Genomic DNA, 22544 nt, shown 5'->3' on the forward strand with positions numbered 1-22544 from the left:
CTGAGAAAGCTCATTGCAGCGCCTGTAATGATCATTCGGCCGCTCGCCGAGGGGCGCCCGGGCTCGGCGCGTTGCTGAGGCAATAACGTCCTCCCTGGGCGTCGATCAAGCGGCGGGCGGCATCCACCAGGTCTATGCGCTGCATGCCCAGGATGGCATCGGCCAGTCGCTCAGGGAAGTCCGCCGGGTGGCCGGCCAGTTTTCCTTGCCAGAGCAGCTCGGCCGCCTGGGCGCAGGGCAACGCTGCGATTTGCATCTGGCGGGCCAGGGCTTGTTGTTGGCTGGCCAGGGTTGCATCGTCGGTTCGCTCGATCACGGCGGGAAGCTCGGTCAGGAACTGCTCCATATGGCTGACCAACTGTGCGGCCGACGTCTCGGGCGATTGCGCACCCAGCAACAAGCCGGTCCACCCATCGATTTGCTTCAAACCACTGAACACCGCATAACCTAACTGCAGCTCGACCCTCAAGCGCTGGTAATACGGGGTCTGGCACAAATGAGCCAGCAATCGCCAGGCAGCTTCGTCGGGCAAGTCCAACGTGGGCGAGGGGCAAAACAGCAACACGGCGTGTTCGTCGCCATGGGTCTCGAGCGTGTGCCAGATCCGCCCTGGTGAAGGCGTCGCTGCTGGCGCCTTCGCCTCGCGGGCCACGCCAGGAATTCGGGCCAACAATGGGCCCACAGCCGCTTGGGAAGCAGCCGACAGACCGATGGCCAGGCCGTCCCAGCGGGTGCTTGCCCAAACGTCTTGTTCGCTGCCGGGCGGTGGCAGCTCTGCATGCCGCAGGTTCTGCCGATAGTGATCCGGCAATTCCCGCAGCAAATGTCGAATCGGCATCAGGGGCGTTTCGTTCCTGGCCTGAACGGGTGGCAGCGGCTGCTCCAGCTTCGTCAGCAGGTGCTCAAGCACCAACGGCATCGGTGCTTGCAAACCGACCAGCTTCAGCAGCCATCGGTCACTACAGGTTTCGAAAGTGATGTCCACGCCTGCCTGCCGGGCGTCCTCGCACACATCCGCCAGGTGCCGATCGAGTCTGGGTTGAAAATCTAGCGGTACCCGGGTCTCAAGTTGCCAGCGCACATACACCGCACTTTCCCGGGAGTCCGGCAATGCCTGGCTGAACTGCATGGGCGAGCGTTCCCGCCGGCCCCGGCTGCGGTCTTGTGCGAACGTGCGCAGACCACGGTGGGCGCTGGTCTGGCCGCGTATCAAACCGGCGCGGGGCGGCTCGCTTGGCGCTTGCAGGAACGGGTTGGGCGAGGGCAGTTGCCATTGTTCGGTGACCGGATTCGCAGGGTGCAGGTGTTTGAGGATTTCTCGAATCCGCATCAAGTCGTTCTCCGCTAGAGCCCCGGCACATCCTTCGCCGTCCCAACGCGCCAGTTGCAGGGCGGTTGCCGTTTCCTGGCGGCGCTGCAGCAGGGCGTTGAATTCCTGGCGCAAGGGAGCCCAGTCGTCATGGGCGGCAAAGAACCCCAGCCAGTCGCGCAGCAACGGCTCGATAGCCGACGGTAACTGGCCGCTGTCGAGCTTGAGCTCGATGTGCAGCAGTGCCTGACCGGCAAATTCATACAGCGGCGAAGCCTTGAGGCTGTCGGCCAGACCGCGTTGGCGCAACGTCGCAAGCAAGCCGCCCGGTTTGCTGGAGTTCAGCCAGTGACACAGGAAGGCCAATGCTTGAGGCGAGGCGCCAGGCAAGTGTTCGAGGGCGAAGAGCAAGTCGAGGCAGCCTTCCCGAACTTGTTGGTAAGCCATGCCTGGCGCCGTCATTAGCCTCGGCGGCGATTGCCTGGTCGCCGCTTTTCCGATGGGCATGCTTGTAGCGAATTGATCGGCCAGCGCCTTCATGGCTTCGAGGCTTTGCGGGCCGGCGAGGCTCAAGGTCATCTGACCGCTCTGGTAGAAACGCTGATGGAAACCGCGCAGCGCCGTTTGAAATTCAGGCTGTGATACGCCGAGGCTGTCGCGATTGCCGGCGTGAAAACCTCGCAGCGGATGAGCCGCCGATAATCCGTCATACAGGGCAACCTGGCGCTGGGCGACGGTGTCCCGGGACCAGGCGGTGAATTCGGCGTGCAGCACTTCCCGCTCGCGTAACTGGTCGGCTTCATCCAGTCGGGGATGAGCGAGCATGTCTGCCAGACGCTCCAACCCGTCCGCCAGGGCGGCAGGCGGCAGCTCGATGAAAAAGTCCGTGGTGCGCTCGCTGGTACGCGCGTTGACTTGCCCACCGTGGTCCCGCACGTAGGCCATCAGGTTCTGCCCCGTGGGAAAACGTTCTGTCCCGAGAAAAAAAAGATGTTCGAGAAAGTGCGCGAGGCCCGGCCAGGCCTCGGGCGCATCATGGCTGCCGGCCGCCACCCGCAACACCGCAGCGCTGCGCTTGAGGTCGGGTGCATGGCGCAACGTCACTTGCAGGCCGTTGGCCAGGGTTTCGGTATGGGGGCGGAGGGAATCGGGGGCCGGCATGAGCGCTTCCAGGACAAGGATGTGCTCATGCTAGCGGATTAGCCCGGATCAGTGTTTATGCAAGTCGCCGTAGAGCGTCGGGCGACGGTCGTGCAGGTAGTTGTAGGCCGCGCGCGAGTCATTCATCAACTGTCGATCCAGCTCGCCGACGATCAACGCCTCGTCCAGCCCCGCCAGGGCCGGGCGGCTGCCGTCCGGCGCGGCGATGCTGCTCTGGCCGCAATAGCGCAATTCACCTTCGTGGCCACAGTAGTTGGCGTAGGCCACGAAACACTGGTTTTCAATGGCCCGTGCCCGCACGGTGACGTCGGCGATGAACTCGTAGGGCTGCATGTTGGCGGTCGGCACCAGGATTAGCTCGGCACCGGCCAAGGCCAGCCGGCGGGCGTTCTCCGGGAATTCCAGGTCATAGCAGATCAGGAAGCCGAGCTTCCAGCCGTTGAGCTCGACAATGGGCAGCATCGCATTCCCGGCGCTGAACATCGTATGGTCGAGGTCGCCGAACAGGTGGCTCTTGCGATAGTTGGCGAGGCGTTCGCCTTGGGCATCGATCAGTTGCACGGCGTTGTAGATCTGTCCGTCTTCGCTGCGTTCGGGGTAGCCATAAAGAATCGCCAGGCCGGCCGCCTTGGCGATGCGGCCAATCTGCTGGGCCCATTCGCCGTTGTAGACCTCGGCCAGTACATGCACCGCATCGACGCCGATGTTATAGCCGGTCAGGAACATCTCCGGCAGCACCAATATGTCAGCGCCTCGGGCCTCCAGCGCGACTTGGTGCAGGCGCTGCAGGTTGCCGGCCGGATCCATTGGCAGCGGTGGACATTGGTAGAGAGCTACGCGCATCGACAACTCCTTTTATTCGGGCAGGGCGATCGGACCGATTTCGTCGAACACATCCCCTGGACCCGGGTTCTCGGCATGGGTTTTACCGCCGAAGTGTTTCATGATTCCCCACACGGCATTGAGCGAGGTCTGGACCGCGCCTTCAACCCAGGCGGGTGTCCATGAGACGTCGTCGCCGGCGATAAAGATCCCTTTTTGTTCGGCCGGCATGTCGTCCTGCATGAAATGCGCGTACATGCGCTGGTTGTAACGATAGTGGCCGGGTAGCGCGCCCTTGAAGGCGCCGAGGAAATACGGGTCGGCTTCCCAGGACACGGTGATCGGTTCGCCAATGATCCGCGCGGCGATGTCCACCTTCGGGTAGATTTTTTTCAGCGCATCCAGGGCCAGCTTGACGCGTTTTTCCACCGGGTACGGGAGCATTTTCAGTGCATCGCTCATCCAGGAATACGACAGGCAAATGACCCCCGGCTTGTTGTCGCCGTTGTCGAACAGGTAGGTGCCACGGGTCAGGCGATCGGTGAGGGTCATGCTCATCAGGTCGCGGCCGGTTTCCGGGTCCTTGTCCTTCCAGAACGGCCGGTCGACCATCACGAAGGTCTTTGACGATTGCATGTAGCGGGTGCGATCCAGGGCCATCCACATTTTTTGCGAAAACAGCGCTTCTTCACACTCGATCTGGGTGGTCAGCAGCCAGGTCTGGCAGGTGACCAGCACGGCGGCGTATTCGCGCGTGTCGCCCCAGACGTCGGTCACGCTGAATCGGCCGTCGTCGGCGCGAGCGATACGCTTCACCCCGCTGCGTGGCGCGCCCAGGTGCAACGAATTCAGGCTGGTGCCCTCCGGCCAATGCACGCAACGCTCCGGGACATGTCTCCAGATTCCCTGCGGCACCTGTTCCACGCCGCCAACCACCAGGTGCTGATGGTCGTCGCAATTGGTCATCACCACGCGAAAGATTTCCAGCATCGAGTTGGGGAAGTCCGAGTCCCAGCCGCCCGTGCCGAAGCCGACCTGGCCGAACACTTCGCGGTGCTGGAAAGACAGCTTGGCGAATGCCTTGGAGGTGGCGACGAAATCGTAGAATGTGCGGTCATCCCACAGCGGTACCAGAGTGTTCCACAGCTCTTTGAGGCGCGGCACGTCGCGCTCGCGGATCGCCTGCTGGATCTCGCTGAAACGCGAGCCATCCTCCAGGGCATCGGCCCAGGCGTCAGCGACTTCCTGGAACAGCGCAGGGAGGTCGGCCTTTTTTTCGGCGTAGTAAGTCTGCCCTTCCAGGTCGATGACGGTGCTGCCCGAGGCGGAGGTCAGTGGGTTGGGGAACGGTTTGGTCTCCAGGCCCAGTTTGTCGACGTAGTGGTAGAACGCCGTGGACGACACCGGAAAACGCATGCCACCGAGCTCGGCAACGATGCCTTCCGCGCCGTTGAACGCTTGGGAGCGCAGACGTCCGCCCATCTTCGACGCCTCGTAGACCACCGGTTTGAGGCCCAGCTTCATCAATTCGTAAGCGGCTACGAGACCGGCGATCCCCGCGCCGACGATCGCCACTTCAGCCCCGTGGTTGTGCTCGGGAATGACCCCCAGGCCGGCCGGGTGCTCGATCCAGTCGTCAAAGGCGAAAGGAAAGTCCGGCCCGAAAATGGTGATGGGCTTCTTGCCGTCTGCTGGGTGGCGATTGTGCTTGTTCATGGCTGACCTTGATGGGCGACTCGACGCGGCGTTCGCGTCTGAGTATAGGAAAGATGCCAGCCATTCTAGAGAGGGTGAAACACGTTAATAAGACGCAATGTGTCGTCGTTTTGCGTAGTTTCAAGTCATTTTGTAATGTAGTCGAGTCGTAATGACGAAAGTATGATCCTGTGGGAGCGAGCCTGCTCGCGAAGCGGTTGTCAGAAAGAACTTCCCCAACTGGCCCACCGCATTCGCGAGCAGGCTCGCTCCCACAGGATAAGGTGCAAGGCTTCAGACCGGCTGGCCCCGATCGATCTTGCTGCTGAGAATGATCGACGTAGTGGTTTTCTCCACCCCGTCCACGCTGCCGATCTGGTCGAGCAACTGATCCAGCTGTTCCGGCGAATCGGTGCGCAGCCACGCCACATAATCAAATTCGCCGCTGACCGCGCACAACTGCTGGACCTGGGCCATGGCGCTCAAGCGGCGCAGTACCTCTTTACCGGAGCGTGGCTGCACCTTGATGCCGACATAGGCCTGCAGACCGCCATCGATCACCCGCTGGCCAAGACGCACGCCGTACCCGGTAATCACCTTGGCTTTCTCCAGTCGAGCCAGGCGCGAAGTCACGGTGGTGCGGGCAATTCCCAATTGCCGGGCGAGCATGGCGACGCTCTCCCGCGCGTTGATTTGCAGGGCCGCGATCAACTGGCGGTCGATTTCGTCGAGGACGGGAGGGCGGATCTCAGTCAAGGTTGGCTCCGGCGCGGGCATCAATGGCGGGCATGTTACAGGTTCCCTCGCTCGAAATAGCCAGTGGCAGGTAAAGCCAGCGCCCGCCAGGCGGCTGCCAGGTGAGCCTGGGAAGACCTGAGCCAGACGCCTTCCTGGCAGATCAGTTGCTCAGTGGGCAACTGCAGCAGAGCGTCCAGTGAGAACGACTGCACCGAACCCTGGTCCTCGTCGGCTTCGGTCTCCCAGTCGCGCTGGAAGCTTCGCAGGCGTAGTTGCTCTTCTTCGAAGCTTTCAAATAGCGGCCGATTGCCCAGCCACTGTGGATATATACGCAGCGTGCGCGCCTCAACATCAAGGAGCAGCAGTTGCCAACCGCGGTAACTGCCACACAGTTCCGTGACATCGGTCGCCATGCAGGTCAGGGCCAGGTAGCGGCTGTCCGCCGACCAGATCATCGAGGGCGCCAGATCAACCAACGCGCAGCCTGAGGCGGTCAGCAAGTGTCCGCCGAGACGGGGCGTACCGGTACGCACCCAGCTGTCGGCGTATTCCGTCTCACTGCCGAACAGCCAGGCGGCATCCTGGTCATTCGGCGCGGGCTGGATGAAATCCCCCTCGGCAGTGGCCGCTTGCGGGCCAGCCACCAGACGCCAAGGCGGGACGGCTTTGAGCTGCGAGTCTGTCGGCTGCAACTGCACAGTGTTGTAGAACAGCTGGGATTGCTCGTTGGGACGGAAGAACGACGCGTCGCCGCCAACCTCTGGCGCGGCGATGTTGAAACGTTGCAACGGGCTGCTTTCCCTGTCTTGATCAAGACGGCCCTGGATCACTGCCAGGTTCAATCGGCCATCGCGGAAATCCAGTATCCGTTCCACCCACATGGGCGGTCCTTCCAGCAGGCGGTGTTCCTGCACATCCGCCACCAGCGCATGGCTGGTGACTGTCGTTGAGTTTTCAAAGGGCAGCAGCGCCAGATAGCGTCCGCAATCGGAAACCCGATGGTCCAGCAGCCAAGCCCCCGGCAACGACCAGTCGCCGATCCGGCAACGATAGCCACCCAGGCCTTGGGGATTGTCACCGAGCCAGGTCAGGACAGCGCGCACATCGCCTTGCAACGGTTGCGTCTCGACGCACGAGTCGCCTCGCCGCCCCGTGCTGTCCAGCGGCAGCATGATCGCCATGCGGGTCAGCTTGAACTCACCGACCTGCACGCGACCTCGAGCGTCATGACCCACTTGGGTTTCGGTATCGCCGTGGATACTCTCCAGGCGATAGCCATAACGGCCGGCGCTTGGTCGCGGATAATCGAGATACGAGCCGATACGGACATGGCTCGCATCAAGGCTCAATAATTCATGCCAATAGAAGGACGGCTCCGCGTCGCTCTTTACCCACGGCGAGGGCAGGGCTCGCCAGCCATGATCCACTTGCCACAACCAGTACTGATTGCCATCCGCCTCGTTGGCCTGCTCCCGGGCCAGACAGACCAGGGCGCGGTTATCGCCGCTCCAGACCAGTGGCGCATCGGCTGCCATGACCAGGCCCGATGGTTGACCATTGAGGCTGATGGCGTAGCGCGGCGAATACAGTGGCTCCAGTGGCTGGGCCAGATCGCGAAAGGTCTTGGGCAACAGGATGTCGCCCTGCAGGATTTGCCCGCCATCAATGGAAGCCCGTTCGAAGCTGCGCGCAACACTGTCCGGATTCCAGCCAGGCTCCAGCCAAAGGTCCGCAAACGGGACCAGGTCGGCTACTTCGGCGGCCTGCAACAGTTCATCCAGTCGGGCCTGACGAACGCTGTTGTCGACCAAGGGGCTATGGCGGCCGCTCAGTTGATCCAGGTCCAGGGCATCCAGCTCCCAGAACTCGCTTTCGGCACAGCGGTACAGCTTGCGTTGCTCCCGGTCGAGAACGACCAGTCCCCATTCCTGGCGGGACGGTACCGGTGCGGCGAAATAGCGACCGTCGCTGGAGAACACCGCCGAGGAGCCAAGGCCTTGCAAGAGCACGCCATCAGGGAACAGATAATCGCAATGAACGGGGCCGCCCATGGCAATTTCGCTATGGTTGAACACCCGGATCGGCTCGCCCTCGGGCGTCAGCAGCGGCTCGTTTGTGCCCCAGGCACTCGGTCCCTGGCCTTGGGCGGGGGGCGGCGCCAGCCCGAGGCGGCGCTCCCACTTGCTCACGCAGGCGAGCCCGCCAACGATGGCGACGATCGCCACCAGAATACCCCACCACTCAGGCAATGCCCGCCCCAGACTGAAACCCAGGCCAAACACCGCGCCGACAGTCAGCCGGGCAATACCCCGGCCCGCCGCCAAAAAGCCCAGCCGCGCGGCAAGACCCATCAGCAAACCGAGCAACACCACCCCCAGCAAGGCCAGCGGCGGCGGCAGTATCGTGATGAAAAAGGCTGGCACCACCAGGATGCCGAGTTGCCAGAAGAGTTCGAGGAACAGGCGGGGAAGGCTGGGGCTGGCGATGATGGGCGTCTCGGCGGGGTATTGGAAATCTGATTGTAAGTGAGCGGACGTTAAAAAAGACAACGTCCCGCTGCTCGTTCTTTTGATTATTTGGCGTGTTGGGTATACGTTACATCTCAATCATTTTGTCGCGTATACGAAACATGGACTACTCCCTCGTTACTACCCGCCTCGGCGTACAGATCAGGCAACGCCGTTCAAATCGCGGGCTGACCCAAGCTAATCTGGCCGCCTTGGCCGGCATCCCCCGGCAGAAGGTGATTGCCATCGAGAAGGGTGACGTGTCGGTAAGCATGGCCGCTTATGCGCGAGTCCTGGGGGCACTGGATTGCGAGTTGGCCGTGATACCAGCCGCGATGCCGACACTGGATGAAATTGAAGGGGTATTCGACTGATGGCAGCTGTGTTGCAGGTGGCAACTCCTGAAGGTACCAGCGGAAGGATCGTTGGCGGTGCCGGGGATTACCGGTTCCGTTATCACGACGAGGCGAAGGCCCAGGCTGCAATAAGCCTGCTCATGCCTGTGCGCCTGGATGAGTATCGTCATAGGGAGCTGCACCCGATCTTTCAAATGAATCTGCCCGAAGGGTACGTTTTAGAGCAGCTGCGCAACCGCCTGGCCAAGGTAGCTGATGTCGATCCCATGCTGCTCCTTGCGTTGTCGGGCAGCAGTTCGCCCATCGGGCGGGTAGTAGTGAGTTCCCCTGAAGTCGATGCGTTATTGCAGCGTCAACAATTTCCAGGAGAAAAGCTGGAAGAAATCCTGGCGTGGGACGGTGCCGAGGATATTTTTACCGGCCTCGTCGATCGCTATATCCTGCGGGCGGGGATTTCGGGCGTGCAGCCTAAGGTTCTTGTGCCCGAACAGGAGGCTTCTGCACCTCAGCGATTCACTTCAAAAACCTCCGATCTGATTATCAAGAGCGGTCGGGAGGAGCTTCCGGGACTCGCAATCAATGAGTTTCTCTGTATGTCCGTTGCCAGGGAGGCCGGGATTGCGGTACCGGAGTTCTTTCTTTCCAAAAACGCCAAACTGTTCGTCATGCGTCGTTTCGACCGGGACAGCCAACTCAATCCCATCGGTTTTGAGGACATGGCTGCGCTGATGGGGCTCGCCGCGCAGCAGAAATACAGCAAAAGCTACTCGGCAATCGCCAAGGCGATTCGACTTTACTGTTCCCCCGAGCAAGTCAAGGATTCCCTGGCTCAACTGTTTGCCGTGGTGGCTTTAAGCTGCATCGTAGGTAACGGTGACGCCCATCTCAAGAACTTCGGATTGCTCTACACGAACCCTACCCAGCGCGACGCCCGGCTGGCTCCGGCGTACGACATCGTTAATACCACCGCTTACATCCCGGAAGACGTGCTGGCCCTTGATCTCGCCGGCAACAAATCGCTATTCGCTTCTCGACAGGGTCTGCTGGACTTTGCTCAGGTGTGTGATGTTGCTCAGCCAGAAGAGGTAATCCGCTTGCAACTGCAAGCGCTGGAACGAGTAGTGGCTCGCTCAACCGAGCTTGGTGAGCAGGCCCCGCATGTGGTCGCGGCGATCAAGCAGTGTGCGGAGCCGTTCTTGAGAACCTTTGGATAGGCGCAGCGCTTGCGCCAAGAAACACAAAAGCCGCGCAATGCGCGGCTTTCAATTTGGTGGGCCCACACGGACTCGAACCGTGGACCAAAGGATTATGAGTCCTCTGCTCTAACCAACTGAGCTATAGGCCCTCAGTAGGCCGCGGATTATAGCGACGGTTTCTCGGCTGTGCTATCCGAAAAATCCGATACGGTCACATGCAGAAACGTCGCGGCAAATTCTTCGGCGCACAGGGGCAGGCTGACGATGTAGCCCTGGATCTGCTCGCAGCCTTCCTCGGCGAGAAATTGCTGTTGGGCGAGGGTTTCGACGCCCTCGGCGATGATGCTGAATTGCATGCTCCGGCCCAAGGCGATGATTGCCCGCACGATGGCCACATCGTGGGGGTCATCGGGCAGGCCGCGGACGAAAGACTGGTCGATTTTCAGGATGTCCAGCGGCAGGCGCTTGAGGTAGCTCAGCGAGGAATAGCCGGTACCGAAGTCGTCGATGGCCAGTTGCACGCCGAGTTTTTTCAGTTGATACAGTACCGTCAGGGCCTCTTCGGCCTGGCTCATGATGAAGTTTTCGGTAATCTCCAGTTGCAACAAACCAGGCTCAAGGTGGTTTTCCCGCAGCAATTGTTCGATCCGATTCAGCAGGTTGGGCTGACGCAGTTGGGCGCCGGCCAGGTTGACTGACAGTGGCCCGAGGCTTTCGTGACAGCTGCTCCATGCGTGCAGTTGCCGGCAGGCGTTTTCCAGTACCCAATCGCCGATTTGCAGGATCATGCCGTTTTCTTCGGCCAGGGGGATGAAATGCTCCGGGGGTACGTCGCCAAAGGTCGGATGGGTCCAGCGAATCAATGCCTCGGCGCCCACCAGGCGGTTGTCGATGAGGCTGATTTTCGGCTGGAACGACAACGACAGTTCGTTGCGCTCGATCGCCCGACGCAGCTCGTGTTCCAGTGCCACGCGCTCGCTGGCCTGGGCCGTGAGGTCGCGAGTGTAGCTTTCCACCCGGTTGCGACCCTTGGCCTTGGAGCGGTACATCGCCGCGTCGGCGTTTTTGACCAGCGTGGCGACATCGCAGCCATCCTGCGGATAGAGGCTGGTGCCGATGCTGGCGCTGATGAAAAACTCATGCTCGCCGGCCTGGAACGGCGCGCAGAAACAGTTCAACAGCTTCTGCGCAATGTGCTCGGCATCGCTGGGCTGCTGCAGGCCGGGCAGCAGGATGATGAATTCGTCACCGCCCAGGCGCGCCACGGTGTCGATATCACGCAGTTGCTCGCGCAGGCGCACGGCAATGCCCTTGAGCAGCAGATCGCCGACCGGGTGCCCGAGGCTGTCGTTGATGTGTTTGAAACGGTCCAGGTCCAGGAACAACACCGCGCCTTGGCCGCCATTTTCTTGCTGACTATTGAGCGCCGAGAGCAAACGGCTTTCGAACAGGGTGCGATTCGGCAGGCCCGTGAGCGGGTCGTGATGCGCCTGGTAGTCGAGTCGGGCCTGGGCGTGCTTGAGGCTTGAAATGTCGGCAAAGACCGCGACGAAATGGGTGGTCTGTAGTTCCTGGTTGCGCACGGCGCTGATGGTCAGCCAGCTGGGATACAGCTCGCCATTTTTGCGTCGATTGGAGATTTCACCCTGCCAATGGCCCTCGGCGGTCAACTGGTGCCACATCGCTGCATAAAACGCGCTGTCGTGCAGCCCGGAGGCCAATAGCCGAGGTGTATGGCCCAGGGCCTCGGTTTCGCTATAGCCGGTGATTTCGGTAAAGGCTCGGTTCACGGCGCTGATGTGCTGTTGCGTATCGGTGATCAGTACGCCTTCGGCGGTGCTTTCGAATACGGTGGCGGCCTGCTGCAGTTTCTCCTGCATGAAGTGGCGTTCGGTGATGTCTCGGGCGATCGTCAGCATGCAGTCCTCGTTGCCGATGGGCAGTGGACGGCTGGACACCTCGCAGAGCCGTATCTGCCCGTCGTTACGACGGATATGGCAACTGAAATCCTTTACGAAACCGTCCCGCTGCAGCAGGTCGAGCATCTGCTTGCGCTCGTTGAGATTGACCCAGATTCCCAGGTCCAGGGTCGAACGATCAACCGACAGGGCGCTGTTGAAACCGGTAATGCGGCTGAAACCGTCGTTGACTTCAATCAGCAAACCATCGCTCTGCCTGGACAACAGCAAGCCGTCGGGCGAGGCGTGAAAAGCCTTGGCGAACTTCTCTTCGGAGGTCTGCAATTGCTGCTGGGTCTCCTTGAGCTGGCTGATGTCGCGCACCACCACGACCAGGGCTGGGGTGGTGTCCAGATAAAAGGGTTCGGCAGATATCAGCCCGGTGAACACTTCGCCGTTGCTGCGTTGAAAAGGCATTTCCAGATTGCGAATGCTCCCGGCCTGCAACCGCTGGAGCAAACTCGGGCCGACGCCCTGTATGCCCCAGATGTCCAGGTCGGTAGCGCTTTTGCCGACCACCTCTGCGGCGCTGAGGCCAATCTGCTCTTCGAAGGCTTTATTGACCTCCAGCAGGCAACCGTCCAGCAGGCGCGCAATCACCAGGATGTCCGGGCACTGGCGAAATACCGAGCCGAACTTCTGTTCGGAAAGGCGCAGCGCTTCCTCGGTGTGCTTGGCTTCACTGATGTCGATCATCAGTCCGCGCATCAACGGTTCATGGCCATGCTGGATCAGGCTGACGATGTCCCGCACCCACAGGCAGCGACCGTCGGCGGTGATCACCCGGTAATCGATGCAATGGTCGCGGCCGGCAAGGACTTCGTGATCGCAATATGTCTGCGCGCGGATCAGGTCCGCCGGGTGAATGATGTTGCGCCAGAACCCGGGGATGAGCCAATGGGCGAGGGGATAGCCAAGCAATTCTTCGGCGTGAGGCGATACATAGCTGTAGGTGAAGTCGCTGACCCTGGCCTCCCAGGCAATCGCCGAAAGGCTCTCTACCAGCCCGCGATAATGGTATTCGCTGCTACGCAACTCCTGTTCCAGGTCGACGCGTCGGGCTATTTCCGAACTCAGGCGACGGTTGATGCGAATCACCACTGCCAGGATGGCGATCAACAGCAGCAGCCCGGGCAGGCCGTAAAGCAGCAGGTCTGACCAGAGCTGGCGATGGTCCCGCACGTTGCCAACCCATTTTTCCTGGATTTCGCTGATCTCCATCGGCGTCATGTCCGCCAGGACCTTGTCGAGGATGCCCACCAATATCTTGTTTTCCCGTGGGACGGCCATCGCCAACTGATAGCGATAAGGCGTTTCTCCGCTGACGTAGAGCCCGTCAAGCTTGAGCTGGCGCAAGCTCCACACGCTGGAAGCAAGATCGCCCACCACCGCATCGACTTCATCGGTCGCCAAGGCCTGCAGCGCCGAACTGACGTTGGGCAGCGCGACCAGGTTCAGGTCGGGGTGGTGGTTGCGCAGCAGTTCGTGGGGGGCATAGTTCTCCACCACGGCGATTTTCAGCCCGTAAAGGTCTTCGAGCTTATGGGGTCGGGGCCCGCCTTTATGGGCCAGGATCACAATTGGAAAATCGAGGTAGGGGCGAGTGAACGCCAGGTAGTTCTGGCGTTCGGGGGTGGACATGATGCCCGGTAGAAGGTCGATCTTGCCCTGCACGACCTGTTCCAGCACCTCCGTCCAGCTGACGGGTTCGATGGGGGTGAGCGTGACGGCCAGTTTCTCGCGGATGATGTCGACATAGTCGGCGGCCAGGCCTTGGTAGCGGCCGTTGTCGTCGCGAAATTCGAACGGCGGCCATGACGCATCGACACCCAGGCGCAGGTCGGGGTGGTCCTTGAGCCAGCGGCGTTCTTCCTCCGTGAGCGTCAACGCGCCGGCCGTTGCGGTCCAGGTCATCAGTGACAGCAAAAGCACGGCCGTCAGTCTGGGCATCACGGTCTCGTCATGGCTGGGAAAGGATGAATCGAGTGTAGACGGACAACAGGGCGGGGGAGCAAGAAGGAAGAGTTATCTGCACATAACAAAACCCCCGGCAGGGCCGGGGGTTTGAAGGTCACTCGTCGAGGAACGAACGCAGATGCTCGCTTCGCGTCGGGTGGCGCAGTTTGCGCAACGCCTTGGCTTCGATCTGACGAATCCGCTCACGGGTCACATCGAACTGTTTACCGACTTCCTCGAGGGTGTGGTCGGTGTTCATGTCGATGCCGAAGCGCATCCGCAGTACCTTGGCTTCACGGGCAGTGAGGCCGGAAAGTACTTCGCGAGTCGCTTCCTTGAGGCTCTCAACGGTGGCGACATCAATCGGCGACTGCATGGTGGAGTCTTCGATGAAGTCACCCAGATGGGAGTCTTCGTCATCACCGATCGGGGTTTCCATGGAGATCGGCTCTTTGGCGATCTTCAATACCTTGCGGATCTTGTCCTCAGGCATTTCCATGCGTTCGCCCAGCTCTTCCGGCGTCGGTTCGCGACCCATTTCCTGCAACATCTGCCGGGAAATACGGTTGAGCTTGTTGATCGTCTCGATCATGTGCACCGGGATACGAATGGTGCGGGCCTGGTCGGCGATCGAGCGAGTGATCGCCTGACGAATCCACCAGGTGGCATAAGTCGAGAACTTGTAGCCGCGACGGTATTCGAACTTGTCCACCGCCTTCATCAGGCCGATGTTGCCTTCCTGGATCAGATCGAGGAATTGCAGGCCACGGTTGGTGTACTTCTTGGCAATCGAGATCACCAGACGCAAGTTCGCTTCGACCATCTCTTTCTTCGCGCGACGGGCCTTGGCCTCGCCGATCGACATGCGACGGTTGATGTCCTTGATTTCAGCGATGCTCAGGCCAGTCTCGGCCTCCAGCGCGCTCAGCTTCTGCTGGCAACGAATGATGTCCGGTTGCAGGCGGCCAATTGCTTCGGCGTATTTGCTCTTGCCTTTGGCCAGTGCATCGGTCCAGCTTTCGTCGACTTCATGGCCAGGGAACTGGCGCAGGAAATCTGCACGCGGCATGCGGGCGTCACGCACACACAGTTGCATGATCGCGCGCTCTTGCTGACGCAGACGATCCAGGGCACTGCGAACACGCTCGACCAGGCCTTCGAACTGCTTGGGCACCAGCTTGATCGGCATGAACAGCTCGGCCAGCGCCAACAGTTCGGCAATTGCCTGCTTGTTGTTGCGACCGTGCTTTTTCAGCGCCTTGCGGGTGATCTCCATCTGGTCGGCCACGGCGCCAAAACGCTGGGCGGCGATGACCGGGTCCGGACCGCTTTCGGCTTCTTCTTCGTCGTCGCTGGCTTCGGCGTCGTCATCGTCGGTCTCATCGTCGGCCTTGACGGCTTTCGGGTCGACCAGCGGCGGCACTTCGGCGGCAGGCGGCGCGATGCCGTCGTCCGGGTCGATGTAACCGCTCAGGACGTCAGACAGGCGCCCACCTTCGGTGGTGACGCGGGTGTATTCGGAGAGAATATGGTCGACCGTGCCAGGGAAGTGCGCAATTGCGCCCATCACTTCACGGATGCCTTCTTCAATACGCTTGGCGATTTCAATTTCGCCTTCACGCGTGAGGAGCTCTACCGTACCCATCTCACGCATGTACATGCGCACGGGGTCGGTGGTGCGACCAATGTCGGTCTCGACCGCTGCCAACGCTGCGGCCGCTTCTTCGGCGGCCGCCTCGTCGGTATCGGCGTCGGCCAGCATAAGGGCATCCTTATCTGGAGCAACCTCGAATACGTTGATCCCCATGTCGTTGATCATGCGGATGATGTCTTCCACCTGTTCCGGATCTGAAATATCCTCCGGCAGGTGGTCGTTGACCTCCGCGTAAGTCAGGTAGCCCTGCTCACGACCCAATAGGATCAACTCTTTGATACGAGACTGCTGTTGCGCTTTTCCGGACATAACACCCTATCCACTGAAGGTCTTGGCGGGCAAAAAACAAGCCGAGGATTATACCTGAGCTGTGACCTCACGCGCCAGTTGAGGTCGGGTTTGATGCGCAAACATTGCGGCTGAGTAAGTCACGCAATTGGTTTTTCTCTTCGCTGGTCAACTCGCTCTGGCGAGCTTTGCGCAGAAGTTGTTCCAGGTTTCGCTCGCGTTGGCGGGCGGACAAGCTAGTAATGGTGTCGAAAAACTGTTGTTCAAGGTTATCTCCCTCTATCAGCCATTCCTTCTCGGCCAATGCCTTCAAAAGGCGCCCCTGCTCGGTGCCGTGCCACCGCGCGATCAACTGGAATGAGTTTAGCTTGGGATTCTTCTGCACAGCTTCAAGGAGCGCGACCAGCAATTGTGTATTGCTGTGGTCCTCGGCGGCGAAGTGCCCGGCATCTTCTACCTTTTCAGCCAACTGCGGGTGGTGCAGCAGGGTGCGCAAGGCAGCCAGTGTTGGTGGTTCGACGGCGGCCGGCACGCGCGGGGCACGTGGCGGGTCGCGATCGCCGCGCTTGCCGTTCTTGTCCCAGGGTTTCTTGTCCCATTTCTTGCCGCCGGCACCGGGTTTCTTCGGTGTCCATTCCTGCTGCGGCGCGTAGTCCTGCTGGGTTTGATGATAGTCGGCGAAGTCCGGTATCGCGTCGTAGTCGATGCCCGGGTCATAAGCCGGCGGTGCCTCCTGGGGGGCACTGTGGGCCAGCTGGCTGACCGCTTCGCTGTTCAGCCCGGTAATTTCCGTCAGGCGTTGACGCATCAAGGTCCGCAGGTTGGCGCCGGGCACCTTGTCGATCAGCGGTGCCGCGAGCGTGGCCATATGGGCCTTGCCTTCGAGGGAGCGCGGATCGGCTTCTTCGATCAGTTGCTGGAAAAAATAGTCGGCCAGCGGCTGTGCGTGCTGGTTGATCCGCGCACGGAACGCATCGGTGCCCTCGGAGCGCACCAGGGTGTCCGGGTCCTCGCCCTCGGGCAGGAACAGAAAACGTGCGCGCCGCCCGTCCTGCAGGCATGGCAGCGTCGCTTCAAGCGCGCGCCAGGCGGCGTTGCGTCCGGCCTGGTCGCCGTCGAAGCAGAACAGCACGCTCGGCACGACGCGAAACAGGCGCTTCATGTGTTCTTCACTGGTGGCCGTGCCCAGCGTCGCAACAGCGTTGCGCAAGCCTTGCTGGGCCAGAGCGATGACGTCCATGTAGCCTTCGACAACGATGATTTCATCGAGGTTGCGATTGTTCTTGCGCGCCTCGTACAGGCCGTAGAGTTCCTGACCCTTATGGAAAACCGGTGTCTCCGGTGAGTTCAGGTACTTGGGCTTGTCGTCCCCCAGCACCCGGCCGCCAAAGGCGATGATCCGCCCGCGGGTATCGCGGATCGGGAACATCACCCGGTCACGGAAGCGGTCGTAGCGCTTGCCCGTCTCGGCGTTCTCGATCAGCAGGCCGGCGTCGATCATGGCGCGTTGCTGCAGCGTATCGCTGCTCAAATGTTTGTACAGGTTGTCCCAGCCCGGCGGGGCGAAGCCGAGGCCGAAGTCGCGAGCAATCTCACCGGTCAGGCCGCGGCCCTTGAGATAATCCACCGCCGCCTTGCGGGCCGGATGGCTTTTTAGTGCCTGGCGATAAAAGTCGGCTGCTGCCGTGAGCAGCGGATACAGCGGCGAATCGGTGGGTTGGCGAGGCTTGTGTTGTCGTCCGCTCTCCTCGCGAGGAATTTCCATGCCGGCGGCTTTGGCCAGTTCCTCGACGGCCTGGGGGAAATCCAGGTTGTCGTGGTCCATGATGAAGCCGAGGGCATTGCCGCCAGCGCCGCAGCCGAAGCAATAATAGAACTGCTTGTCGGGGCTGACGCTGAAGGAGGGGGTTTTTTCTTTGTGAAACGGGCAGCAGGCTGTGTAGTTCTTGCCCGCTTTCTTCATTTGCAGGCGAGAGCTGACCACGTCGACGATGTCGGTGCGGTTCAGGAGGTCGTCAATAAAGCTCTGGGGAATTAGCCCGGCCATGGCGTTCTCATCATCACTGCGCGAAATAGGGCCCAAAATCAGCCGCGGAGTCGGTTCCTGGTCCTGAGGCACGGAAAATGGTGGCTCGACCGGGTCGTCTGCATCATTGCTGTCGGGAAGTGTATCTGCCGATTATCCACTGACGTTAATGGCTATCAGTATTCGACTGTACGAAATGTGTTGCGCTGAGTCCGGTAACGGCCGGTCAGGCCTCGGATAGCTCATGAAGCGGGCACGCAGAAGGTGCCTTGGGCTGATCGTCGTTAGAGGAATCAGGGTGTGCTCGTCAGTAGCCTTGGAAGGCTCGTCAGAAGAGACGTGCACCGCTGGCAAAAGAGCCAGGTCTGACGCGATAAAGCAGATCGTCTTGGTCGCGTCTGCGACTTTGACGGTGAAGCATCAAGCGTTGTTCCGCAAATGCCATAAGCCCGGCTTGGAGGCCGGGCTTGGCAAGAAGCTTGCGACGGGCGTCTGTGTATTAGTACAGACGTACGGCGCGGCGCTGTTCGCGCTGAACTTTCTTGGCGTGACGCTTAACAGCGGCTGCTGCTTTGCGCTTACGCTCGGAAGTCGGCTTCTCGTAGAATTCGCGGCTACGAACTTCAGCCAGAACACCGGCTTTTTCGCAGGAGCGCTTGAAACGACGCAGAGCTACGTCGAAGGGTTCGTTCTCTTTTACTTTGACGGCTGGCATCCAGAGCTACCTTCATTCATTACCGGGGTCAACATCCTCGCGGCAAAAGAGCACTTGAAGACGTCGGTTTTTAAGGGTTGCGGATGTTAACCCCTCAACGCTCGGAATGCAAAGCCTCTGATCGAAAACCGCTGGTCGGGGCACAACGCGACGACTATTATGCGCGCCTTCGAATTCAGCCTCTACAAGGCGCAACCCATGCTAGTACTGGGATTAGAAACGTCCTGCGACGAAACCGGCGTCGCCCTCTACGACAGTGAACGTGGCCTGCTGGCCGACGCGCTGTTCAGCCAGATCGACCTGCACCGCGCGTACGGCGGCGTGGTGCCGGAGCTTGCATCGCGCGATCACGTCAAGCGCATGCTGCCCTTGATCCGCCAGGTCCTGGCCGAAGGCGGCTGCGTGCCGACCGAGATCGACGCCATCGCCTACACGGCCGGGCCGGGTCTGGTGGGCGCCCTGTTGGTCGGTGCTTCCTGTGCCCAGGCGCTGGCCTTTGCCTGGGGCATTCCGGCCTTGGGCGTGCACCACATGGAGGGCCACCTGCTGGCGCCGATGCTGGAGCCGCAGCCGCCGGAGTTTCCGTTCGTCGCTTTGTTGGTATCCGGAGGCCATACGCAGCTCGTGCGGGTCGATGGAATCGGCCAATACCAGCTCATGGGTGAGTCGCTCGACGACGCCGCGGGCGAGGCTTTTGATAAAACCGCCAAGATGATGGGGCTCAATTATCCTGGCGGACCGGAAATCGCACGACTTGCCGCTCAAGGCATTGAAGGGCGTTTCGTATTCCCGCGTCCGATGTGCGACCGGCCTGGACTGGATTTCAGCTTCAGCGGCCTGAAAACCTTCGCGCTGAATACCTGGCAACAATGCGTCAATGCCGGGGACGACAGTGAGCAAGCCCGTTGCGACATCTCCCTGGCGTTCCAGCAGGCCGTGGTGGAGACTTTGACGATCAAGTGCAAGCGCGCGCTGAAACAGGCTGGGCTCAAGCGCCTGGTGATTGCCGGCGGGGTGAGCGCGAACAAGGCCTTGCGGGTATCCCTGGAGAAAATGCTTGGCGATATGAAGGGCGACGTTTACTACGCTCGGCCGGAGTTCTGCACAGATAACGGCGCGATGATTGCTTTTGCCGGTTGCCAGCGCCTGCAGGCGGGGCAGCAGGAAAGCCTGGCGATCAGCGTGCAGGCGCGCTGGCCCATGGAGCAACTTTCACCGCTGTGAGGCGTTATCAGAAATGCCGTTCGCGCCCGGCGAACAGGTCGCGTAGATTGCCCCGGTGGCGCCAGACGATCAGCGCAACGAGTGTCGTCATCGGCAGCAACGCCGCCGGTTCCTGCCAGGCCAGCAAAGGCAGGGTCAGTGGCGTGGCGATCAATGCGGCCAGGGAGCTGGTGCGGGTCAGGTAGAAGGTCAGCAGCCAGGCGCACACGGCAAGCAGGGCGGCAGGCGGGTACAGGCCCAGCAGCATGCCGGCGGCGGTGGCGACACCCTTGCCGCCGCGAAAGCGGAAGTACAGCGGGAACAGATGGCCGATGACCGCGCAGACGCCGACCCAGGCCTGTTGCTGCAACGAAAGCCCTGCGAGGCTGGCGAGCAGAACCGGCACGAGGCCTTTGCAGAGGTCGCCAAGCAGGGTCAGGACGGCAAGCTTGCGTCCGGCCAGGCGCAGCATGTTGGTGGCGCCGGCATTGCCTGAGCCACTCATTCGCGGATCCGGGCGACCGGTCAGGCGGCTGAGCAAAATGGCAAAGGACAGTGAGCCGAGCAGGTAGGCGAGGATCGCCAATGACCAAAACATGCTAGCTATTCCGGGCGAGGAAGCCCCTGATTCTAACGGCGCAACGCGCCCTTGTCGTGCTGCGGAGAAGAGAGCTTGGACAGAGTGTTTATCGAAGGCCTGGAAGTCGACACGGTGATTGGTGCCTACGACTGGGAGCGAGGCATCCGACAGTGCCTGCGGCTTGATCTGAGTTTTGCCTGGGATAATCGTCCGGCGGCTGCGGGCGACGACCTGAGCCTGGCCCTCGACTACGCCAGCGTATCGGCCCGCATCCAGGCATTTGCCGAGCAGGCGCAGTTCCAATTGGTCGAGACCTTTGCCGAGCGACTGGCCCAAGAGCTCATGGATGAGTTCAGGATCACCTGGCTGCGCCTGAAAGTGACCAAGCCCGGGGCCGTGCCGGCCGCTACCGGCGTTGGCGTGGAGATCGAGCGCGGATGTCGCTGACTCAGGTTTTTCTCGGGCTCGGCAGCAATATCGAGCGTGAAATCCATTTGCGCGCGGGGCTTGAGGCTCTGGCCGGTTTCCTGGTGGATATGCGCTGTTCGGCCGTGTTCGAAAGTCAGCCGGTGGGTATCAAGAGCGGGCCGTTCTTCAATTTCGTCGTGTCAGCGTTCACCGATCTTCCACTGATGGAACTGGACCGCCGCCTCAAGTTCATCGAGGCCGACAATGGCCGCTACGCGCCGGACCGCAAGGGTTTGCCGCTGGATATCGACGTGCTGCTGTATGGCGAGCAGGTCGGCAACTTCGATGGGTTGATCCTGCCGCGCGCGGAAATTCTCAAGAATGCTTTTGTCTTGTGGCCTTTGTCATTGATTGCGCCGGACCGGATTCATCCAGGCGTGGGCAAGAGCTTTTCCACGTTGTGGAAAGAAGCACAGATTGATCAGGTGCTGGCGCCGGTGGCTTTCGAGTGGCGAGGTCAGCCGCTTACGCCATCAGAGCTGCTGTGACGCGCCTGCCGTCATCGCGAGCTCGCTCCCACCTTAGAAATTCAGCGGACACATGATTGTGGCCCAGCCGAGCGCCAACGTGGGAGCGAGCCTGCTCGCGAAGACGGCAGGATATTCAGCGAAGATCTCAACGGTGATCATTTCCGTCAGCTCGCCGCCTCCTTGTAGGCTTTCAGCGCCCTGAGGCGCTCTCGCTTGATCGCTTCGCCCAGTTCCGGCCCCTTGAAACCCTTCTCCAGCAACGGCTGCACCGCCACGCCGCGGGCCGCTGACGCAGCGCCCCGCAGGTAATCAGCCTGTGGGTAACTTCGTTGCTCAAGCCCCTTGCGCCCCCGCGCATCCATCTCGCATGCGGCAATGAACTCCTCGAAACGCTGAGGGCGCCGGTACACATCAAAGCTCTGCAGCAGCTCAAGCAAAGTGGTTGCCCTGAGCTCCAGCGCGCGGTGTCCATGGGTGTGGTATTGACCTACCAGCAGCGCCAGTTCCTGGCAGTCACGGGGCGCCTTGAAGCGTTCGTTGACTGCTTTGATCAGCTTCAGGCCCTTGTGCTCATGGGCGATGTGCCTTGGCCATTCGTGCTCGGGTGTCAAACCTTTGCCGAGGTCATGCAACAGGCAAGCCCAGCGGACCGTCAGTGGCTGTTTGTGCAGCGCCGACTGTTCCAGCACGCTCAAGGTATGGACGCCGCTGTCGATTTCCGGGTGATGAGCTTCAGGCTGCGGGACCCCGAACAGCGCATTGACCTCGGGCATCAATACCTTGAGGGCATCGCAGTCGCGCAGTACCTGGATAAACACTTGTGGCTGATCTTCCATCAGGGCGCGGGAGATCTCTTTCCAGCTGCGTTCGGCAGTCAAAGCTTCCAGCTCGCCAGATTCACTGAGCTTGCGCATCAACGCGAGGGTTTCGTCCGCCACCTTGAAACCCAGCGGGGCATAACGTGCGGCAAAGCGGGCAACTCGCAGAACCCGCAGTGGATCCTCGGCAAACGCCGGGGAAACGTGCCGCAGCAGGCGATCTTCGAGATCGCGCTGGCCGTGGTGGGGATCGGTGAGGTTGCCATGGTCGTCTTCGGCCATGGCGTTGATTGTCAGGTCCCTGCGGATGAGGTCTTCTTCGAGCGTCACCTCGGGGCTGGCATGGAATACGAAGCCACCGTAACCCCTGCCGCTCTTGCGTTCGGTGCGGGCGAGGGCGTATTCCTCGCCAGTCTTCGGGTCAAGGAATACCGGAAAATCAGCCCCCACGGGACGGAATCCCTTGGCCAGCATTTCCTCGGCGGTGGCGCCCACGACCACTCGGTCGATGTCGGTCACAGGGATGCCGAGCAGGCGATCACGAACAGCGCCGCCGACTTTGTAGATCTGCATAAAAAACCTCCGTTGGGCCGACAGGATAAACCTTTAAGCCGGACCTTCGGA

Annotated in this window: 16 protein-coding genes and 1 tRNA gene; 5 read left to right on the forward strand and 12 right to left on the reverse strand. The window is 60.9% G+C overall.

Translation table 11 applies throughout. The features are described 5' to 3' along the window. Positions 1-31 precede the first annotated feature (31 nt). The 5 genes from pqqF to J3P89_RS02285 form a co-directional block, all read right to left on the reverse strand. Positions 32-2470: a pyrroloquinoline quinone biosynthesis protein PqqF gene (gene pqqF / locus J3P89_RS02265; protein WP_434696621.1), complete on the reverse strand. Its 2439-nt coding sequence runs from the start codon at positions 2468-2470 to the stop codon at positions 32-34. A 48-nt stretch (positions 2471-2518) separates the two neighbouring features. Further along, positions 2519-3313: a carbon-nitrogen hydrolase family protein gene (locus tag J3P89_RS02270; protein WP_434696622.1), complete on the reverse strand. Its 795-nt coding sequence runs from the start codon at positions 3311-3313 to the stop codon at positions 2519-2521. Positions 3314-3325: 12 nt separating this feature from the next. After that, positions 3326-5008, reverse strand: coding sequence for a flavin monoamine oxidase family protein (locus J3P89_RS02275; RefSeq protein ID WP_434696623.1), 1683 nt, complete (start codon positions 5006-5008; stop codon positions 3326-3328). A gap of 273 nt (positions 5009-5281) precedes the next feature. Next, positions 5282-5743, reverse strand: coding sequence for an Lrp/AsnC family transcriptional regulator (locus J3P89_RS02280; protein WP_434571390.1), 462 nt, complete (start codon positions 5741-5743; stop codon positions 5282-5284). Between the two features lie 35 nt (positions 5744-5778). After that, on the reverse strand, positions 5779-8214 hold the full coding sequence (locus J3P89_RS02285) for a hypothetical protein (RefSeq protein WP_434697942.1): 2436 nt from the start codon (positions 8212-8214) through the stop codon (positions 5779-5781). A gap of 140 nt (positions 8215-8354) precedes the next feature. Here J3P89_RS02285 and J3P89_RS02290 point away from each other — a divergent pair, with 140 nt between their 5' ends. Then, positions 8355-8606, forward strand: a complete 252-nt coding sequence (locus tag J3P89_RS02290; RefSeq protein WP_434696624.1) for a helix-turn-helix transcriptional regulator — start codon at positions 8355-8357, stop codon at positions 8604-8606. Next, positions 8606-9802, forward strand: coding sequence for a type II toxin-antitoxin system HipA family toxin (locus J3P89_RS02295; protein WP_434655197.1), 1197 nt, complete (start codon positions 8606-8608; stop codon positions 9800-9802). The genes J3P89_RS02290 and J3P89_RS02295 overlap by 1 nt, the downstream gene beginning before the upstream one ends. Positions 9803-9856: 54 nt before the next feature. Here J3P89_RS02295 and J3P89_RS02300 read toward each other — a convergent pair. The 5 genes from J3P89_RS02300 to rpsU form a co-directional block, all read right to left on the reverse strand. Next, positions 9857-9933: transfer RNA gene (locus J3P89_RS02300), tRNA-Ile, on the reverse strand. A 15-nt stretch (positions 9934-9948) separates the two neighbouring features. After that, on the reverse strand, positions 9949-13692 hold the full coding sequence (locus tag J3P89_RS02305; protein WP_434696625.1) for a bifunctional diguanylate cyclase/phosphodiesterase: 3744 nt from the start codon (positions 13690-13692) through the stop codon (positions 9949-9951). Positions 13693-13813: 121 nt separating this feature from the next. Next, positions 13814-15661 carry an RNA polymerase sigma factor RpoD gene (gene rpoD / locus J3P89_RS02310; protein WP_434571396.1) on the reverse strand — a complete coding sequence of 616 codons (1848 nt, stop codon included), beginning with the start codon at positions 15659-15661 and terminating at the stop codon, positions 13814-13816. 67 nt (positions 15662-15728) lie between these two features. Next, positions 15729-17687: a DNA primase gene (dnaG, locus tag J3P89_RS02315; RefSeq protein ID WP_434696626.1), complete on the reverse strand. Its 1959-nt coding sequence runs from the start codon at positions 17685-17687 to the stop codon at positions 15729-15731. Positions 17688-18165: 478 nt separating this feature from the next. Further along, a complete protein-coding gene (gene rpsU, locus J3P89_RS02320) occupies positions 18166-18381 on the reverse strand; it encodes a 30S ribosomal protein S21 (protein WP_002551877.1) in 216 nt (71 codons plus the stop codon). Between the two features lie 198 nt (positions 18382-18579). Between rpsU and tsaD the strand changes: the two genes are divergently transcribed. Then, on the forward strand, positions 18580-19605 hold the full coding sequence (tsaD, locus tag J3P89_RS02325; protein WP_434631142.1) for a tRNA (adenosine(37)-N6)-threonylcarbamoyltransferase complex transferase subunit TsaD: 1026 nt from the start codon (positions 18580-18582) through the stop codon (positions 19603-19605). A gap of 7 nt (positions 19606-19612) precedes the next feature. On the opposite strand, the gene plsY is transcribed toward tsaD, so the two are convergent. Beyond that, on the reverse strand, positions 19613-20182 hold the full coding sequence (gene plsY / locus J3P89_RS02330; RefSeq protein ID WP_305498384.1) for a glycerol-3-phosphate 1-O-acyltransferase PlsY: 570 nt from the start codon (positions 20180-20182) through the stop codon (positions 19613-19615). Between the two features lie 75 nt (positions 20183-20257). Here plsY and folB point away from each other — a divergent pair, with 75 nt between their 5' ends. Further along, entirely contained in the window at positions 20258-20611 is a 354-nt protein-coding gene (folB, locus tag J3P89_RS02335) for a dihydroneopterin aldolase (protein WP_434602017.1), read from the forward strand. After that, positions 20602-21120, forward strand: a complete 519-nt coding sequence (folK, locus tag J3P89_RS02340) for a 2-amino-4-hydroxy-6-hydroxymethyldihydropteridine diphosphokinase (protein ID WP_434627688.1) — start codon at positions 20602-20604, stop codon at positions 21118-21120. Before folB ends, folK begins: the two co-directional genes overlap by 10 nt. A gap of 146 nt (positions 21121-21266) precedes the next feature. Here the strand turns inward: folK and J3P89_RS02345 are convergent, their stop codons facing one another. Further along, positions 21267-22493 carry a multifunctional CCA addition/repair protein gene (locus J3P89_RS02345; protein WP_434696628.1) on the reverse strand — a complete coding sequence of 409 codons (1227 nt, stop codon included), beginning with the start codon at positions 22491-22493 and terminating at the stop codon, positions 21267-21269. Positions 22494-22544: the final 51 nt, after the last annotated feature.

This window comes from Pseudomonas sp. Z1-14, from assembly GCF_051132005.1.
Taxonomy (GTDB): Bacteria; Pseudomonadota; Gammaproteobacteria; order Pseudomonadales; family Pseudomonadaceae; genus Aquipseudomonas.

What these genes read in the sequence shown, in the direction of transcription:
- pqqF (WP_434696621.1), bottom strand. Translation starts at nt 2,470, where the DNA reads ATGCCGGCCCCCGATTCCCTCCGCCCCCATACCGAAACCCTGGCCAAC.
- J3P89_RS02270 (WP_434696622.1), bottom strand. Translation starts at nt 3,313, where the DNA reads ATGCGCGTAGCTCTCTACCAATGTCCACCGCTGCCAATGGATCCGGCC.
- J3P89_RS02275 (WP_434696623.1), bottom strand. Translation starts at nt 5,008, where the DNA reads ATGAACAAGCACAATCGCCACCCAGCAGACGGCAAGAAGCCCATCACC.
- J3P89_RS02290 (WP_434696624.1), top strand. Translation starts at nt 8,355, where the DNA reads ATGGACTACTCCCTCGTTACTACCCGCCTCGGCGTACAGATCAGGCAA.
- J3P89_RS02295 (WP_434655197.1), top strand. Translation starts at nt 8,606, where the DNA reads ATGGCAGCTGTGTTGCAGGTGGCAACTCCTGAAGGTACCAGCGGAAGG.
- J3P89_RS02305 (WP_434696625.1), bottom strand. Translation starts at nt 13,692, where the DNA reads ATGCCCAGACTGACGGCCGTGCTTTTGCTGTCACTGATGACCTGGACC.
- rpoD (WP_434571396.1), bottom strand. Translation starts at nt 15,661, where the DNA reads ATGTCCGGAAAAGCGCAACAGCAGTCTCGTATCAAAGAGTTGATCCTA.
- dnaG (WP_434696626.1), bottom strand. Translation starts at nt 17,687, where the DNA reads ATGGCCGGGCTAATTCCCCAGAGCTTTATTGACGACCTCCTGAACCGC.
- rpsU (WP_002551877.1), bottom strand. Translation starts at nt 18,381, where the DNA reads ATGCCAGCCGTCAAAGTAAAAGAGAACGAACCCTTCGACGTAGCTCTG.
- tsaD (WP_434631142.1), top strand. Translation starts at nt 18,580, where the DNA reads ATGCTAGTACTGGGATTAGAAACGTCCTGCGACGAAACCGGCGTCGCC.
- plsY (WP_305498384.1), bottom strand. Translation starts at nt 20,182, where the DNA reads ATGTTTTGGTCATTGGCGATCCTCGCCTACCTGCTCGGCTCACTGTCC.
- folK (WP_434627688.1), top strand. Translation starts at nt 20,602, where the DNA reads ATGTCGCTGACTCAGGTTTTTCTCGGGCTCGGCAGCAATATCGAGCGT.
- J3P89_RS02345 (WP_434696628.1), bottom strand. Translation starts at nt 22,493, where the DNA reads ATGCAGATCTACAAAGTCGGCGGCGCTGTTCGTGATCGCCTGCTCGGC.